Annotated in this window: 13 protein-coding genes and 1 tRNA gene; 7 read left to right on the forward strand and 7 right to left on the reverse strand. The window is 36.8% G+C overall.

Annotated features, from left to right (window positions below):
* Positions 1–8: 8 nt before the first annotated feature.
* The 6 genes from AAHF87_RS03010 (at position 9) to AAHF87_RS03035 (ending at position 8070) form a co-directional block, all read left to right on the forward strand.
* The gene (locus AAHF87_RS03010) at positions 9–1880 is read left to right on the forward strand and encodes a DUF3413 domain-containing protein (RefSeq protein ID WP_342146925.1); all 1872 of its coding nucleotides are present in this window, start codon (positions 9–11) and stop codon (positions 1878–1880) included.
* 174 nt (positions 1881–2054) lie between these two features.
* Positions 2055–2131, forward strand: a tRNA-Met gene (locus AAHF87_RS03015).
* Positions 2132–2416: 285 nt separating this feature from the next.
* Complete coding sequence (locus tag AAHF87_RS03020) at positions 2417–4456, forward strand: HAD-IA family hydrolase (RefSeq protein ID WP_342146927.1); 2040 nt, start codon at positions 2417–2419, stop codon at positions 4454–4456.
* Positions 4453–5682 carry a glycosyltransferase family 4 protein gene (locus AAHF87_RS03025; RefSeq protein ID WP_342146929.1) on the forward strand — a complete coding sequence of 410 codons (1230 nt, stop codon included), beginning with the start codon at positions 4453–4455 and terminating at the stop codon, positions 5680–5682. The genes AAHF87_RS03020 and AAHF87_RS03025 overlap by 4 nt, the downstream gene beginning before the upstream one ends.
* Entirely contained in the window at positions 5679–6671 is a 993-nt protein-coding gene (galE, locus tag AAHF87_RS03030; RefSeq protein WP_342146931.1) for a UDP-glucose 4-epimerase GalE, read from the forward strand. The genes AAHF87_RS03025 and galE overlap by 4 nt, the downstream gene beginning before the upstream one ends.
* Position 6672: 1 nt before the next feature.
* On the forward strand, positions 6673–8070 hold the full coding sequence (locus AAHF87_RS03035) for a hypothetical protein (protein WP_342146932.1): 1398 nt from the start codon (positions 6673–6675) through the stop codon (positions 8068–8070).
* Here the strand turns inward: AAHF87_RS03035 and AAHF87_RS03040 are convergent.
* The 3 genes from AAHF87_RS03040 to gmhB form a co-directional block, all read right to left on the reverse strand.
* On the reverse strand, positions 8044–9174 hold the full coding sequence (locus tag AAHF87_RS03040; protein ID WP_342146934.1) for a glycosyltransferase family 4 protein: 1131 nt from the start codon (positions 9172–9174) through the stop codon (positions 8044–8046). The genes AAHF87_RS03035 and AAHF87_RS03040 overlap by 27 nt on opposite strands.
* 82 nt (positions 9175–9256) lie before the next feature.
* Positions 9257–10645 (reverse strand): DNA repair protein RadA, encoded by a 1389-nt coding sequence (radA, locus tag AAHF87_RS03045; RefSeq protein ID WP_342146935.1) that lies wholly within the window; start codon positions 10643–10645, stop codon positions 9257–9259.
* Positions 10632–11201: a D-glycero-beta-D-manno-heptose 1,7-bisphosphate 7-phosphatase gene (gene gmhB / locus AAHF87_RS03050; protein WP_342146936.1), complete on the reverse strand. Its 570-nt coding sequence runs from the start codon at positions 11199–11201 to the stop codon at positions 10632–10634. Before gmhB ends, radA begins: the two co-directional genes overlap by 14 nt.
* A gap of 81 nt (positions 11202–11282) precedes the next feature.
* On the opposite strand from gmhB, the gene AAHF87_RS03055 reads away from it, so the two are divergent.
* On the forward strand, positions 11283–11738 hold the full coding sequence (locus AAHF87_RS03055) for a hypothetical protein (RefSeq protein WP_342146938.1): 456 nt from the start codon (positions 11283–11285) through the stop codon (positions 11736–11738).
* Here AAHF87_RS03055 and AAHF87_RS03060 read toward each other — a convergent pair.
* From AAHF87_RS03060 to AAHF87_RS03075, 4 genes are read right to left on the reverse strand one after another with little or no spacing between them, the layout of a single operon-like run.
* Positions 11727–12935, reverse strand: a complete 1209-nt coding sequence (locus AAHF87_RS03060) for a UbiH/UbiF/VisC/COQ6 family ubiquinone biosynthesis hydroxylase (RefSeq protein ID WP_342146940.1) — start codon at positions 12933–12935, stop codon at positions 11727–11729. The two genes, AAHF87_RS03055 and AAHF87_RS03060, sit on opposite strands and share 12 nt — an antisense overlap.
* Positions 12932–14635 carry an NAD-dependent malic enzyme gene (locus AAHF87_RS03065; protein ID WP_342146941.1) on the reverse strand — a complete coding sequence of 568 codons (1704 nt, stop codon included), beginning with the start codon at positions 14633–14635 and terminating at the stop codon, positions 12932–12934. Before AAHF87_RS03065 ends, AAHF87_RS03060 begins: the two co-directional genes overlap by 4 nt.
* A 1-nt stretch (position 14636) precedes the next feature.
* Positions 14637–16013 carry an FAD-dependent monooxygenase gene (locus AAHF87_RS03070; protein WP_342146943.1) on the reverse strand — a complete coding sequence of 459 codons (1377 nt, stop codon included), beginning with the start codon at positions 16011–16013 and terminating at the stop codon, positions 14637–14639.
* Positions 16010–17311 (reverse strand): aminopeptidase P N-terminal domain-containing protein, encoded by a 1302-nt coding sequence (locus AAHF87_RS03075; RefSeq protein WP_342146944.1) that lies wholly within the window; start codon positions 17309–17311, stop codon positions 16010–16012. The genes AAHF87_RS03070 and AAHF87_RS03075 overlap by 4 nt, the downstream gene beginning before the upstream one ends.
* Between the last annotated feature and the right edge of the window lie 29 nt (positions 17312–17340).

A 17340-nucleotide genomic window follows, 5' to 3' on the forward strand; every position in this document is an offset into this window, starting at 1 on the left:
TAAATAAAATGTCTTTAACAACAAGAAAAATCTATTTTAATTGGATATTTTGGTTTTTCATCGGAAATGCCTTATTATTTTGGGGAATTGGCTTGCATTATCTTGCCAGTATTATTCCCTTTCATTTATCTGTATCGTCCCTAGCTAATCAGCTACTGGCGAGTTTGTTTTTATTCAGTGCATTTTTCGGTCAGCTTGGTTTATTTGCGTGTATTGCAGCGATTATCCCCATCCTACTTGTCTTTCTTTGTCCTAGAAAAAAACTCATACTTTCTGTTTCAGTCATTATAGGCTTCCTATTCGCTTATTTGCTGAGTGTCGATACGTTTGTATTTGGCCAATTTCATTTCCATTTGAATGGGGTTATTTGGAAATTACTCACAGGGGGAGAAGCCGGTGAGGTATTCGATCTTTCCTGGCTAGAATGGCTATCGATAGGATTATTATCCAGCTTGTTGTTAGCCTTAGAAATAGGTTTAGCCATATTCATATGGAAAAAATTACGTCATAAAACTTTTATCTTGCACTATCCTGTCGCAACGCTGGCTTGTCTTTTATTTTCTTATTATATGTTAGCCATATTAATCAAAACCTCAACTGCACTAGCACTTAACCAGCAAGCTTACACCATACCTCTTTATTATGAAGTCCTAGCCAAACTATTACCCGGTAAGCAAGCGCTGTCTGAACTAGAGAGTCTTTACCGCTCAGATTTTGTCGAAATCAATCATGACAACCAAAAGCTTAACTACCCTTTGCATACATTAGTTTACAAAACGGTTAAAAAACCGATTAATATCGTTTTCATTCTGATCGATAGCTGGCGTTTTGATATGTTGAATGCTGTCAATACGCCGAATATTTATCGCTTTGCACAGCAAAGCTGGCAATTTCAACAGCATTTCAGCGGTGGAAATGGAACTCAACCCGGCCTATTTTCTTTATTTTATAGTTTACCTGCTACCTATTGGGCGGCCACTATCAGTCAACATAAAAGCCCTTTATTTATGGATAAACTGCTTTCAGAAAATTATCATATGGGTATTTTCGCAAGCGCCGAACTCCTCGCTCCACCGTTTAACCAAAATGTATTTGTACGTATAAAAGATCTAAAAACCTCAACGCTAGGAGAAACACCCTACGATAGAGATAAACAGATTACCAAAGAATTTAAACAATTTATCACACAGACGCCATCGCCTTTTTTTAGCTTTTTATTTTATGATGCCGCGCACAGTTTCTGTATCGGAAATAGCCCTGTACCTATTTTTCAGCCTAGCATAGCGGTTTGCGACCGCTTAACCTATACGAATCATACCGATCCCACTCCCACCTTTAACCGTTATAAAAATGCCTTATATTATATCGACCAGCTGGTAGGGCAAGATCTGGCGTTACTTAAAAAACGTCATTTATTAGATAACACGTTAGTCCTTATCACTGCAGACCATGGGAATGAATTCAACGACAACCATCTAGGATATTGGGGACACGCGAGTAATTTCACACGTTTCCAAACCCAAGTCCCCTTGATCATTCACTGGCCAGGCCAGAAACCACTGCGGGTTAAGCATATGACTAGCCATTATGACGTAATACCGACCTTACTAAGCCGAATCTTTGACTTGCAAAACACTATAGCCGATTATAGTATCGGCCAATCCTTGTTTAGCAAAAAAACTCCCGACTTTTTATTTATGCATAGCTATACAAACATAGGCCTAGTGAATGATAAACACATCATTTCCATATTCCCGTCAGGTTATTACCAAATCCAAAACCTCCAAGGTAAGATGTTGTCTAATGAGGCATTACCGATGAAAAATATCTTGACTGCTTTAGGGGTAACGCAACGTTATTACTCCAAAGATAAAAATTAAGTTTATTGCTTGACAGGTTCAGTGCGGCTTTAGCACAATAGGCCACCTTTTGCATGTAGCTCAGTTGGGTGAGCAAGAATAGAAAAAGCGCAGCTTTTTCTTTGCGAACGCCCGAAGCAGGATGCGCGCGCAGAAAGGAGCACAGACAGAGTGAATCGAAGTTAAAAAAGTTTAGGCTATGTAGCTCAGTTGGTTAGAGCACAGCATTCATAATGCTGGGGTCGGTGGTTCGAGCCCACCCATAGCCACCAGAATCATTTTAAGTTTAGAATATTAGGATATGTTCGCACCAAGTTTTATCGACGTAGGAATTAGCCTAGGTCGCTCTATACCATCGTTTAGTATCTAGTATCATAAATTTAGAAAAATTAATTAAATAAAAATAATAAGATTTGAGTTTAAAATATGAATTTTTGTGTAGCATTATGCGTTCGAAATTTCCATGTAATTTATCAAATCACAGGACTACTTACCCAGATTCAATTTTTTACAGTAAGTAAGAAAGAAGCCTTCCTAAATAATAAAAGGAAAGCCTGATGATATTGGATAATATAGAACTTAACTCGCTGAATTATTTAATCCATATCCATCAAATAGATATAATTCTTTCCGATATTTTTGATACGATTATTTGTAGAAAAGTTCACCCTGAAAGCATCAAACAGCTTGTTGCAGCCCGGTTAAGCATCCTATTCCCTAGGATATCTCCAACAGATTTTTATCAAATTAGAAAAAATGCTGAACAATATTGTTATTCAAAATATAAAATTTCTTATGGTGAAAAAGAAATTAATTATCCCTATTTAATTTCTACTATATATGAGCTATTAAAAAAAAAATATCATTCGGATATTTTTCTAACTAAAAATGAATTTTTCCTTGCACATCAATCGATAGAATTGGCTATCGAATATCGAAATCAAATTCCGGACACACATCTCGTAAATTTTATAAGAAAACAGAAAGCCAAAGGGATAAAAATAATTCTGCTAAGTGATTTCTACATGAGCAGTGATTTAGTTAACTCCATGTTAACTTTTCATAATATTGAAGATATTTATGATCATCTTTTTGTTTCTTCCGATGTAATGAAAACCAAACGATCCGGTAAGCTTTATCAAGAAATTATTAACAATTCGGCATTATGTCATTCTTCCAATATTTTAATGATGGGAGATAATTATTACTCTGATATTGTCATGGCAGAGCAATTTGGTTTAAAGACATTTTATGTCGAACGCAAACAACAAAATATCTTTTATAACCAACAGCAAAAACTTTCAGAATCGAAAAAAGCCTGCTTATCAGCTATTGATCAGCTTATTAATCATCAAGAAGATGGTATATTTGAGTATTTACCCTTGTTATTATTACATATAATAAATAAACTTTATCATCGTTGTCTAAAGCACAAAATTAAAAAGCTTTATTTTTTATCCAGAGAAGGAAAAATTATAAAAGACCTTTTTGATCAATATCAATTATATATACACGCTAAACAATTCAGTAGCCAGCATATCGCAACCCATTATTTATTAGCCTCAAGACGCTCCACAGCGGCAGCCAGTCTTGGCCCTTTAAATCACGAAGAGTTTACCACGCTCTTTCGCCAATACACGAATATTTCTATCAAACAATTTTCTTTGTCTTATAGTTTTGATATTGAAAAAATTAAATCGATTTGTGACTCGCAATCAATTGATATGGATGAAATTCAAAATCATTTACCTTCGTCAGATTTTTTTAAACGCTTAAAAAAAGATATTCGTTTTATTGAATATTATGAAGATTTTAGAAAGCATCAACGTATAAATTTTATAGATTATTTGCAAAGTATAAATTTTACTCTACACGATGAACAGTTAACTCTATTTGATATTGGTTGGAAAGGCTCAATGCAAGATAATATAAGTAAAATTTTTCCCAATACGCATATTCATGGTTACTACCTAGGTTTGGTAGCACCTGGTGCGATGCACTCCCATAATGTGAAAGAAGGAATTCTGTTTGATTTTCGACAAAAAAATAAAAACTATTGGATTTACCATCAAAATCTTTCTTTATTTGAAATTATATTAAATGCTGACCATGGTAGCGCAAAGCAATATAGTCGAGAGGATAATGGTGATGTTATAGTTGATTTAGAATTTAACGATAAGGAAAATCAACTTTTTTTGCAAAAAATTTCCTTAATTCATCAAAAAATTCATGAGAATTTTTCGAAATTACTATTATTATTTGATAATTACGCGTTGGGAACATTTCTAACAGAAAATTATGCCATTGATTTACTTAAACAAAAAATATTTTCACCGAATAAAAAAGAAGTCGAATGGTTAATCGATGTTCAACACTTTGAAAATTTTGGTCTATTTACCCACAGTCAAATAGGAAGCGATTTACAACAACTTAGTACCCCACCCATTAAAAATTTATTTACGCTAATAAAATCTCCAAAAAAATATATAAGATCAACCTTCTGGCCATTTTTAAAGCTTTCAAAAGACGGTTTATGGTTTATAGCACGTTTATATAGATGGTATTTATTATATTTAAAGTCCCTTTTTAGAACATGAAAAAAATTTTATTTTTAATTGGTAGTGCCAACATTTCTGGAGGGACGTATGTCATACTCCAGCATGCACTCTATCTGCAAGAATTAGGATTAAATATTACTTTAGCTTGTATTAACTTTGAAGAGTGTCTCTTATTAAAAACAAAAAATTACCCATGGCACCCGGCATTAAAAAAACTTCACTTTATATCTATCAATGATAGTGATAAAAAAAATTACGACATTGCCATTTTTACTTGGTGGAGGACGATCTATTATCTTCCTAAAGTCCAGGCAAAATCTTATCTATATTTTGTGCAATCCATAGAATCAAAATTTTATGACCCTTTGGATTCGCCAATATATTATATTGTCAATTCCACTTACACCTTTAATCTTCCAGTGATTACTGAAGCCACATGGATTAAAAATTATCTTTATCAAAGATATGGTACACAAGCAGAACTAGTCCATAATGGTATACGCAAAGACATTTATTTCACAAATCCAACTTATTTAACTCAAAAAAAAGCCAGTAAACTTCGTGTTTTAGTTGAGGGTCCCCTGGGTGTTCCATTGAAAAATATCGAGAAAACTTTAGCTCTTTGTTCAAAAGTCCCTAATATTGAGCTCTGGTGGTTAACCAGTAGCAAAGTTACTCGATACAAAAATGTAGATAAAGTATTTTCTTGTTTACCCATTGATAAAGCCGCCGAAGTGTATCGTTCCTGTGATGTTCTGGTCAAATTGTCCTATGTGGAAGGAATGTTTGGACCTCCATTAGAAATTTTTCACTGTGGTGGAACTTGTATTGTTTATGATGTAACCGGCCATGATGAATATATTAAAGACGGCTATAATGGCATTGTTATAAAAACAGATGATGAAGATAGTGTTGTTAAGTCTATAAACTTACTAGCAAAGGATCGAAATTATTTAAATAAGCTTAAAGTCGGCGCATTTAAAACAGCCGGTTTATGGATAAACTGGGAACAATCCAGTGGAAAATTTTATAAATCCTTAAAAAATATAGTCCTTGATTCCAATAAACACTACTATAACATTCAGGACATTACAAGAAAGTTAACATTGGCATTTAACCAATATGAAAGAGCTATAAAAGATCAAAATCTTGTTTATCAAATATCCTATAATGTAAAAAAAGTTTTTATATTTTTATTACAGAAATATCCTAAATTAGCAATTGTTAAGCAAGTTTATTACTCAAAATTGAATAAAAAAATATGAATAAAAACATTTTAATTACCGGTGGTTGTGGTTACATAGGTAGCCATATTACGCTACTCCTTAAAAATCAAGGATTTAATATTGTTGTTATAGATAACCTATCTACTGGTCATCGCGACAATATGTTAGAAAATATTACTTACGAAATAGGAGATTTTGGCGACGTTAATTTCTTAGACGATGTATTTAATCGGCATCCAATAGACATTGTCATGCATCTTGCCGCAAAAACTTCAGTAGAAGAATCTATTCACCAATCAGAATTTTATTACGAAGAAAACTTATTAAAATCTATTACTTTAATGAAAGTTTGTGGTCGATATGCTGTTAAACATTTTATTTTTTCATCAACTGCAGCGGTATACGGACAAGCCACAGGAGAAACTGTCACTGAAAACCAAGACATCAATCCTGGTAACCCCTATGGTAAATCTAAATATATTGCAGAATTAGCATTAAGTCACTTAGCAAGCGAATATGCTATACAACTCACTATACTCAGATATTTTAATGTTGCCGGGCATAATTCATCTTTAAGAGTCGGTAATTTCAATCGATCGTCAGGGGCTCTCATCCCATTGGTTTGCCGCAATAGTGTCATGAACAAATTAGCAATCACTATCTATGGTAATGATTTCGATACACCAGATGGAACCTGTATAAGAGACTACATTCATGTAATGGATATTGCCAATGCACACGTGATGGCGGTTAATCAGTTCAACCAACTCGCGGCAAGCAAAAATTTAATACTTAATGTTGGTTATGGTAAAGGATTATCTGTTCTCGAAGTAGTTCAACTTATCAATTCACTGTCAGATAATATATTAAACTATAGCATAGGCAATAGAAGAAGCGCTGATATCCCTTATTCTGTAGCGGATAATACACGTATACAGTCTTTAGGTTGGAAATCTTTATTCGAAGACCCTTATAAAGAAATCATTTTTTCTGAACTCGCTTGGAATAAAAAACTTTCGACGGCTTAACATGCAAAAAATTGAAACATACTTAAAGCAATTAGATTTTCGGCAAGGCGACGCGAAAACGAAGCAACCGGAGTGTATTACCATGCATGAGGATTGCGAGTCGAGGAGCAAGGCAGACAAAATTTTAAGTGCGAAGAACATAAATAATCAACTTGTTGCCGAAGCACAATTTTATGGGAAAGAATGGAGTCTACTTTTTCACGAATTTGCATATTGGTTACTTTATAGCTGTCATCAACAAAATATAAAAAAGTTATTCTTTTTTACTCGGGAAGGTGCTTTTTTTATAGAATTAGTAAAAGCGTTACAAAAAAAATTTAATCTTCACACAGACATAGAGTGTCGCTTGCTTTCAGTCAGCCGACTTGCAACTTTTTTACCATCTGTCGATATAAATAGTCAAAATGCATTTCAGCGACTATGGAATATTTATCCAAATCAATCTCCTCAAACATTCTTCAAATCATTAGACATCGAAGATGATCGATTGCAAACAATATATAACCAAGAATACGGCGGGTACTATGACCAAGAGATTTTAGGTATAGCAAAAAATCCTATTTTTAATCAGTTTTTAAAAGACAATACTGTAAATGAGATAATTAAAAAAGCCATTGCCTCTAAAAAAATATTATTAACTGAATATCTAAAACAAAATTATTTTTTAGATGAAACTTCGGTGGGAATCGTTGATATTGGCTGGCGGGGTAGTATACAAGATAATATTAACCTAATTTTTCCAGAAAAAAAAATTTATGGATTTTATTTAGGATTACATCGTCAAAAGAAATTTATTCCAGAAAACCACTTTAAAAAAGCCTTTTTATTTGATGGGAACGGTTCCGCTGTCAACCCACTATTTAGTTGTTTAATGCGATTTGTATTGCCATTAGAATTTCTATGTACTCCAATACAAGATTCAGTTAAAAGATATATTGTCGATAAAAATAACAAGATTTTACCGGAAACATATAAAAAAGTTGAAATGAATGTGGCTGACCGCAGCATATCTATTTTTCAGCGGTCTGTCTTAGACGCTATATCTTCATATAAATTTACTAATAATTTTAGAATAAAATTTTGCAGAAAAATTGCTAAGCAAATAATATGGAATCCAAAAGAATTTCAAATATTTTTTTACCGCAACAAGCAATTTAATGAAGAGTTCGGGCAAGGTATTTCCTTACAATGTTATCCTATCATTGAATCAAAACATGCTCCTCACTCAGTAAAATACTTGGGCACTTGGTTAAAAGCGCTGAAAAAATCTGCTTGGATTAGCGGCCATCTCTATCACACATTTCCTAAACCAGTATTTCGCGCCTTACCTACTCTTTATTTAATTTATTGTGCGTTAACATTGGACAGCTATTTAATTCCCTTCTTTAAACTGTATTAAATCTTTTATTAATACCTGATAGCTATTTATGACGTTAAGTAGTGAATATTTTTCTTTAACGTAGTTATACCCAGCTAAACCCATTTGGCTTAATTCATCTCTGGTTTTTTTAGACAGACAAACCATTGCATCATATAAACTTTGAACATCTTTGACTTTCACCACTATACCATTATCACGGTTGACCAGCTCCCTACAACCATGCGTATCGGTAGTAATAATAGGCCTACCAATCGCCATGCTTTCGAGTAATACTCTAGGCATCCCTTCGGAATAACTCGGCAAAACTATTACATCACATGCGTTAATGTAAGTTCTGACATCATCAACATAAGAGAAGTATTCAATACCATTTTTTTGAAAATCATCTACATTCATACTATGTAAACTAGAGGGATTATAATAATCAAAAGGTGCAATGACCGTACAATGAAATTGAATTTGACTGCTTTTTAGCTTTTTACAGGCATTCATCAATTCAATAATCCCTTTATCTTTGATGAGTCGACCAATGAATAAAAAAGATATCGTTTTTTTATGTTCATTAATAGGAGAAAACTTATAAAATTCTAAATCTACTCCTTCTCCAGGAAAGACCATGGCGTATTTTTTCAAACAAAGATTTTTTTTGATAAAATAATTTCTGTCGTCATTATTTAAAAAAATAAAAAAATCTGGATGTTTTATTATTAATTTCCGTAGATGAGTTAATGTATAAATAATTTTTTCGATAAAAAATTTATATTTATTAATGAGGCTACTACCCACGCCCGTAATAAAATAAACATTGGGAATTTTCCAGTTATCAAACATAGAAAAAAAACTAGATTTCAACGAGTAAGAGAAAATAACATCTGGATTGATTTTTTTTATAATTTTCTTAAATTGAAATAGCGTTGCAAGATCTTTGACTATATTAATGGAACGACAAAAATTAATATTTAAGAAAAAAACGTTTTCATGTTGGTATTTTAGTTTATAATTTTCAACATCCAAAGGGCAAATGATATAAATTTGATGATGATTATTGGCTAGGTACTTTATAATATCCCAGCGAAATTTGATCATGCTATGTAGGCTATTTCCTAGTAATAAAATTTTCATTATTAACTCCAATCCGAACGTATATTATTTTTCTGGCATAAAGCGTATTTAAAACGGAGGAATTATATACTCTTCTTTAGCTTTATTTGACACTTTCTAGATTAGCAATCTGTCGCGTTATATCCGAGGCTTCACTCAGCTGCGCAACCGGAAAAACCGTCATACCATTAATTGCTTGCTTACTCATATTAGCCTTAGGAATAATCGCCGATTTAAATCCATGTTTGGCGGCATCGCGTAAACGTTCTTGGCCATTAGGTACTGGGCGGATTTCGCCGGATAAACCCACCTCGCCAAATACCAAACAATCCTCCGGAAAAGGTTTATTGCGTAAACTCGATAACACCGCTAATAAAACCGGTAAATCAGCGCTGGTTTCTAATAAACGCACGCCGCCCACGACATTGATAAAAACGTCTTGATCATAGGTCATAACGCCTGCATGTCGATGCAATACTGCTAATAACATTGCTAAACGATTACTTTCTAGACCTACGGTTACGCGACGCGGATTACCTAAATGACTATTATCAACGAGTGCTTGCACTTCGACCAATAAAGGACGACTCCCCTGCCATGTGGCAGTGACTAAACTACCTGAAACTGTTAACCCAGATCGTGACAATAGCATCGCTGAAGGATTACTCACTTCACGGAGACCTTTCTCGGTCATGACAAATACACCTAATTCATTCACCGCACCAAAACGATTTTTAACCGATCGGATCAACCGATGCCGACTATCCGCTTCACCTTCAAAATACAAAACTGTATCCACCATATGCTCTAAAACCCGGGGACCTGCCAGTGCGCCATCCTTCGTCACATGCCCGACCAAAAATAAAGCAATACCCGTTTGTTTTGCCAAACGTGTCAATTGCATTGCGCTTTCTCTGACTTGCCCTACCGCACCCGGCGCAGACTGCAGTAAATCGGTATGCATGGTTTGGATCGAATCAATGACGAGAACTTGCGGTTTTTCTTGTAATGCATGCGCTAAAATACTTTCCACGCGGGTTTCAGTCAGTAGACGAATATTTTTTTGTGGCAATTCTAGACGCTGCGCGCGTAAGGCGACTTGTTGCAGTGATTCTTCTCCCGTGATGTAAAGCACCGAATGGTGCTCACTCAGCTGGCAAAGACTCTGTAATAATAAAGTCGATTTTCCTATGCCTGGGTCACCGCCCATGAGTATCACCGAGCCTGGGACTATTCCTCCCCCAAGTACCCTATCCAACTCTTTGATCCGCGAAGAAAAGCGTTTTACTTCACCAAACTGAATGCTATTTAAATCGGTTATTTTCGCATCTACGGCCGCATAACCATTTACACGTGGAAGTGCACGTGGTGAGACAGAGGCGCTATCTTCTAATAAACTATTCCACGCTTGGCATTCACCACATTGGCCTGACCATTGTAAAAACTGTCCGCCGCACGACTGACAGCTATACACGCGTTTAGGTTTCGACATGCTGTTGTTCCTGTAATAGTTTCTGCACGGCACTTAACAAATCGGGGAAAATCGGGATCTCATCGGCTAATTCGCGATTATTTAACAGGGTTTGTTCCCCATTTCCGGTCAAAACCAAGATAGGCTCGCAACCGACTTTAAGTGCTGCTTTAATATCCCGCAGTGAATCACCGATGGCTATAATGCCCCGCAAATCGAGTTGATAATAATCGGCAATTTGTTCAAATAAACCGATGCCTGGCTTACGACAACTACAATGGTCTTCAGGCAGATGGGGACAGTAAAACACCTTATCCACCTTGCCACCCAGTGCTTTTACGCTATCGAACAATTTTTGGTGGATAACGGCTAACCCTGCCTCGGTATAGAACTCGCGCCCCACACCCGACTGATTAGTCGCCACGGCTATGGTGTAGCCTGCCTGAGTCAGCAAGGCAATAGCCTCTAAACTACCCGGAATAGGTAACCATTCCTCAGGGGTCTTGATATACGCCTCAGATTCAAAATTAATCACGCCATCCCGGTCCAGGATGATAAATGGGGTGTTTTTAGCCATTTTTTGCTTCCTTTAAGTCTCTCTTAATATTAAAGGCCTATACTTTTGGGATAATTATAACAGGTTAAAAAATATACAATTATGTCCAGTAAAGAAGAATTAATCTCACTCATAGAAGCGCTTCGGGCAGATATTCTGTCATTTCATAAGTTGTTCGAGAAAGCTCAGTTCTCATCTTACGTTAACATTCAGGAATCCTATCAATCTATAAAGAAAAAAACCGACTTCTTAAAAAAACCACTTGATATTCTGCAGGGTAAACTAGGCGAGCCAAAAGAAGAGGAAAATGTTAACATTACCCTCTTTAGGTCAAGCATTGGAGCAGTCAAAGCTGCTTTTATATCCCTAGAAAAGTCCATTGATCCTAGTAAAGTTGCTAGCAAAACTACTTACTTATTTTTTGACAAAAATTCAAAGTCATACAATGAGACACAAAAAATTAATATACAGAATAACTTAAAAAATTTGACAGCTTCTTTAAATCTGTTCGAAGAATTTCTTCTCCCTACGAATAATTTAAATCAGCTAAAACTTTGATTTACTCCCCATCGCATAACAAGCAATAACATTTTTCAAACAAGCTATATTATTGATAATGCCTAATCCATACTGCCGCGTTTTCTGAACAATCGGATTGTTGATAGCAAATAAATGTTTAATTCCATCCACACCACCCATCATGACACGATTACGAAAGCGACGCTCTCGTTCATAACGGCGCAAAGTATGGTGTGCGCCTATTGATCGATGTTTCTGTTTGGCTTCCAGGATCACTTTCGCCAAACAATGCGCATCGGCGAGACCTAAATTAGCACCCTGTCCCGCTAAAGGATGAATGGTATGCGCTGCATCTCCAATTAAAGCAACACCCGATTTGATGTAATGTTCCGCTTCTTGGTTTTTTAATGGATAACTTAAACGTGTGCTTGTTGATACAACTTGGCCTAATCGTTCCTCAAAAACATGCGTTAACTCAGTACAAAAAAGTTGATCATCTAAAGCTGCTAAGCGCTGACTTTCTTCGGGTGTAGTCGACCAAACGATGGAACAATGCTGGGGATCATTTAAAGGTAAAAAAGCTAAGGGACCATTCGGTAAGAAAATTTGTCTTGCGATTTGTTTGTGCGCCAATTCCGTTTTTACCGTTGCAACGATTGCTTGCTGCGCATAATCGGTAGATTTAATCTGAAAATCGGCCAATTCTCTAACTTTAGAATGGTCCCCATCAGCACCGACGAGTAAACGTGTACTTATTTCTTTTCCAGACGCTAATGTTACTAATATTTGATTTTCTTGCAACTGCATATCGAGTAAAGCATCGGGTGCAAACCAAGTCAATTCAGTATCGGTTTTTGCTTGGGTATATAATGCCTGCTGCAAATCTATGTTTTTTACTATAAAACCTAAGCATGCTTCACCGACATCCGCACTATCAAAAAAAAGATTCGAGGTTAGACCAGATTCCCATACTTGCATACTACGGAATGGCGCAGATTGTTGTGTATCGAGTCGCTGCCAAACGTTCAATGCTTCCAAATAATGCTGCGAACCCAGTGTAACTGCAATAACACGTAGCTTTGATATTACACTTGAGGTTTTTTTTTGAATAGCGTCCTTATTAATTATCGCGACGCTTAATTCTTGATCCCTTAACTGACAAGCCAATGCTAAGCCAACGATACCCGCACCAACGATAACGATATCATAATCCGTTTGTATTTCGTCTGAAGTCATAGTGATTCTGAATAATGGTAGTTAACATACTCCGGATACCAAAATTGGCGATCGATTTCCTGGGCGAAATCAACGGAATCTTTAACTTTGGCTAATCCTTCATGGCGCGCTTGAGTTGCTACTGACAACGCAATACAGCGGCTAATAGCATGGATGTCTTCAAAATTTGGTAACAATGCATCTTTTGCATTGGAACTTTTGCTCGCAAAACTACTTAAAGCTTTACACGCCTCCCAAAGCATCGCTTCACTCAAACGTGTCGCTTGTGCTATCAGAACACCCAAACCTATACCTGGATAAATAAGCGCATTGTTGCATTGCGCAATCGGTATCTTTTCACCTTTAAAATCAACGTGACCAAAAGGACTGCCCGTAGCAATCAGTGCTCGCCCTGCCGTCCAATTCAATAAATCATCCGGTGTTGCTTCGGATTTTTCAGTAGGATTGGATAAAGGAAAAATAATAGGGTATTCAACCGATGCTGCCATGCTTTTAACTATTGCTTCTGTGAATATTCCACCTTGACCAGAACATCCAATTAATACCGTGGGTTTAAATTTATTCACCACATCATATAACTGTAATGTAGCAACGGCTTCGCCTATTAAACGTTGCGCATAAGGTTTTTGAAAGGCTGTCAGATCGGGTGTAGCTTCATGTAGCAAACCGTGTCGACCCACCAAATAAAACCGCGATAATGCTTCCTCTTTAGATAAGCCTTCGCGCATCATGCCTGCGCAGAGTTGATCGGCAATCCCTGTGCCAGCGGTTCCCGCACCCACAATAACCACACGCTGTTCAGTTAATGGAATTTTGGTACGATGAATAGCGGACAAGAGTGCGACCAAAGTCACGGCACCCGTTCCTTGCATATCGTCATTAAACGTGCACATTTGATCGTGATAGCGCTCTAAATTACGCCGCGCATTTTCACGTCCAAAATCTTCCCAGTGCAAATAAGCACGAGGTAATTTTCTTTGTATACCTGAGACTATCGTTTCTATCATGTCATCATATTTTTGACCGACCAAACGCGGATGACGCCAGCCTAAATACATAGGATCATTTAACAATTGTTCATTGTTAGTTCCGACATCGATTTGAATAGGTAATAAACGATTGGGATTAACGCCGGCACACAACACATAAACCATCAATTTAGCAATACAGATATCCATACCACCAATACCTTGATCGCCAATACCTAATACACCCTCGCCATCGGTCATGACGATAATATCTACTTCGGGATTCAAACGATTCTCAAGAATTTCATCGATATGATCTCTATCAGGATAAGCGATGTATAAACCGCGTGGTTGTTGAAACTCCTGACTAAATTGCTCTACCGCTTTTCCAACCGTGGGTGTATACAGAATAGGTAACATTTCAGTTAAATGCTGACTCACTAATTTATAAAACAATACTTCATTGGCGTTATGTAAACTACGAAGATAGAGATGCTTTTCTAAATTATTTTCTTTTTTTAAGAATTGTTGGTAAACGCGCAGTTCTTGTTGCTGCAAACTTTCAATACTATACGGTAATTTACCGCGTAATCTTAATTGTTGGCGTTCCGATTCAGTAAATGCAGTGCCTTTATTTAATTTTGCTGTGGCTAATACAGCTGAACCCGAGACATTAGTTTCCAGGTAAAGAACCTTAGCATTTTTATCGGTGATAAATCTAAATTTTGACATACTAATATTCTTCTTGTTGTATACCCTTCGCACTTGACATTGCCGGTGTATCGCGGGGATCACAATCCTCATGGTTATTGAATATACCATGATTAGTACATGAACGCGGCACTTGACCAAAATCCAATCGCTGTGAGCATAAAGTTAAACCACGAACCAAACGTGGAAGTCGGCCATGCATTCCCATTAAGCGGCGTGATAAATTTCTTTTGCAGGGTGAGAGTAAATCCATTGCTAATAGACCATTATTGTAAATGAAAGTCAACGGCCCGGGCGTTTGCAAACGTGTCAATTGCTCGGTAAACCCGATGATTTGTCGCTGTACTGCCAAGCGTGACTTAAGATACGATTGCGCCAGACTTGCATCCGCTAAATCGGTAGCCTGATCCAATGCATTCGCAATCACATCCACACATTCTGCCATATCTTGTAATCCTAAATTTAGACCTTGAGCTGCAATAGGAAGTAAAGTATGCGCAGCATTTCCTAGGAAGATTAAACCTGCTTGCGCTTGAATTTCGGAAGTACAGCTTTTTAATGTATAAATCTGTGGCTGGGTATAACGCAAGAACTTGCCAAAACTATAAGAGAATTGTTGTTGTAAATTCTCCAAAAACTTTTGCTCAGTTAAATTTTGTAGTGTTTCAATAGTTTGTTGTTTGGAAGTCCAGACTAAGCCGATTTTATTATCCCGTAAAGGTAAACAAGCAATAATTCCTTGAGGAGTAAAACGCTGATAGGCGGTATGTTGATGATGTTGGCTAATCTCTATAACTGTCGTCAAAGCCGCTTCTGAAGCAGAATTAATTTTTAAACCAATATTCAACAAGCGACGAACAGTAGAATTCGCACCATCCGCAGCAATAATTAAACGTGGATAAATAATTTTTCTTTCATCTTGAAGATGATTAAACTCCACCTGCCAAGTAGCTGCATGTCGACTTATCGCCTCACAGCTTGCTGGATTGTAAAGATCTAAGGTGCCTTGTGAGGTTTTGCTAGCGGCAACCTGAAGCAAAGCCTTAGTTAATTCATGTCCCAAACGCGCCGCAGGAATAACCGCACCTAATTGCGGAACACCCATTTCTTTAGCATTAATTCTTGATAGCGCAAAACAAGCTTGCTTCGAAATATTTACACTCTGGATGGGATTCGCATAAACTTCTAAAGCGGACCATACCTTTAATGACTGTAAAATGCGTAAACTAGCAAGATTCAAAGCAATAGGTTTACTATCTGAAGACAAAACAGCATCAAGCGATTTAAAAGGGGATTGTTCGATCAAAACGATACGCAAAGGTAAATGCGATAATGCTAATGCCAAACTCGTTCCTACAATTCCGGCACCGACAATAAGAATATCATAATCGTGCTTCATGAGGATGTTCGCATTATGTTTTCAATGTCAGTCAGATCTTTGGGTGTTTGTGATGTCAATATTTCGCAAGCTTCCTGCGTCACTCGCACATCATCTTCAATTCGGATACCGATATTCCACCATTTTTTGTCGATATCTGCTGCGGGACTGATGTAAATACCAGGTTCTACCGTGAAAACCATGTCTGGCTCTAAACTACGCCATTTTTTTTCTATTTTATAACACCCTACATCATGAACATCTAAACCTAACCAATGACTACAGCCATGCATATAAAATTTCTGATAACTCTGGTGTTGAATCAGGTCCCCAAGCTTCCCTTTTAATATACCCACATCCACTAAACCTTGCGTTATTAGCTCCACGCAGGTTTTCTGTAACTGATTCCATGCCACGCCGGGTTTTATTAACGCTAGAATAGCCTGTTGTGCTTTTAACACAATTTGATAAATAGCCTTTTGTTCTGGACTAAAGCGACCATTGACAGGAAAAGTGCGAGTAATATCTGAAGCATAATTTTGATATTCACAGCCCGCATCGATTAACACGAGATCACCCTTTTTTAACTCTGCGCGATTATCCGTATAATGTAAAATACAAGCATTCGCCCCGCTCGCAACAATATTGGGATAGGCCAAGGCTTGACTCCCTTGTCCATAAAACGCATACATTAATTCGGCTTCCAATTGATATTCATATAATCCAGGCCGACAAGCCCGCATCGCACGCAGATGGCCTTCACCGGACATATGCGCCGCCTTACGTAAGCAATCCAATTCTGTAGGACTTTTCCTAAGTCGCATTTCATGTACGCTTTCAACTAGTTTTTTAGTATATTCTAGCGGTGGTTTTTTTAAACGCTCCAATATCTTATTAATTCGCACTAACATTGGGTTATTAGGTGTTGCATCGCCAAGATAATAACAAACTCGCGTATTCGCTAAATATTCAGGCAATTTAGTTTCAAGTTGCTCAATAGTATAAGCTTCATCAGCACCGTATTCCTTCTTAGCTCTGGTTTGGCCAATGCGTTCTCCATTCCAGATAGCTGCGCCCGGATCCTCAGCACGATTAAATAATATAAACTTACTACCCTTGCGATCTGGTATGAGTAAAGCAATGGTCTCAGGTTCAGGAAATGCCGTTAAATAATAAAAATCACTGTTTTGACGATAGGGGTAAAACACATCACCATTGCGTATATGCTCTGGTGCCGACATTAAGACAATTAATTCATCGCTCTTAATATGGGATACTAATTGTTGCCGCCGATGCTGCAACTCAGTAAGTTTAAACATAGATATACTCACAGCAATTGATTTTTTGG

Origin of the sequence: Rickettsiella endosymbiont of Aleochara curtula (assembly GCF_964030935.1) — a bacterium.
Lineage (GTDB): Bacteria > Pseudomonadota > Gammaproteobacteria > Diplorickettsiales > Diplorickettsiaceae > Aquirickettsiella.

What these genes read in the sequence shown, in the direction of transcription:
- AAHF87_RS03025 (WP_342146929.1), top strand. Translation starts at nt 4,453, where the DNA reads ATGAAAAAAATTTTATTTTTAATTGGTAGTGCCAACATTTCTGGAGGG.
- radA (WP_342146935.1), bottom strand. Translation starts at nt 10,645, where the DNA reads ATGTCGAAACCTAAACGCGTGTATAGCTGTCAGTCGTGCGGCGGACAG.
- AAHF87_RS03075 (WP_342146944.1), bottom strand. Translation starts at nt 17,311, where the DNA reads ATGTTTAAACTTACTGAGTTGCAGCATCGGCGGCAACAATTAGTATCC.
- AAHF87_RS03010 (WP_342146925.1), top strand. Translation starts at nt 9, where the DNA reads ATGTCTTTAACAACAAGAAAAATCTATTTTAATTGGATATTTTGGTTT.
- AAHF87_RS03070 (WP_342146943.1), bottom strand. Translation starts at nt 16,013, where the DNA reads ATGAAGCACGATTATGATATTCTTATTGTCGGTGCCGGAATTGTAGGA.
- AAHF87_RS03020 (WP_342146927.1), top strand. Translation starts at nt 2,417, where the DNA reads ATGATATTGGATAATATAGAACTTAACTCGCTGAATTATTTAATCCAT.
- AAHF87_RS03055 (WP_342146938.1), top strand. Translation starts at nt 11,283, where the DNA reads ATGTCCAGTAAAGAAGAATTAATCTCACTCATAGAAGCGCTTCGGGCA.
- gmhB (WP_342146936.1), bottom strand. Translation starts at nt 11,201, where the DNA reads ATGGCTAAAAACACCCCATTTATCATCCTGGACCGGGATGGCGTGATT.
- AAHF87_RS03035 (WP_342146932.1), top strand. Translation starts at nt 6,673, where the DNA reads ATGCAAAAAATTGAAACATACTTAAAGCAATTAGATTTTCGGCAAGGC.
- galE (WP_342146931.1), top strand. Translation starts at nt 5,679, where the DNA reads ATGAATAAAAACATTTTAATTACCGGTGGTTGTGGTTACATAGGTAGC.
- AAHF87_RS03065 (WP_342146941.1), bottom strand. Translation starts at nt 14,635, where the DNA reads ATGTCAAAATTTAGATTTATCACCGATAAAAATGCTAAGGTTCTTTAC.
- AAHF87_RS03040 (WP_342146934.1), bottom strand. Translation starts at nt 9,174, where the DNA reads ATGAAAATTTTATTACTAGGAAATAGCCTACATAGCATGATCAAATTT.
- AAHF87_RS03060 (WP_342146940.1), bottom strand. Translation starts at nt 12,935, where the DNA reads ATGACTTCAGACGAAATACAAACGGATTATGATATCGTTATCGTTGGT.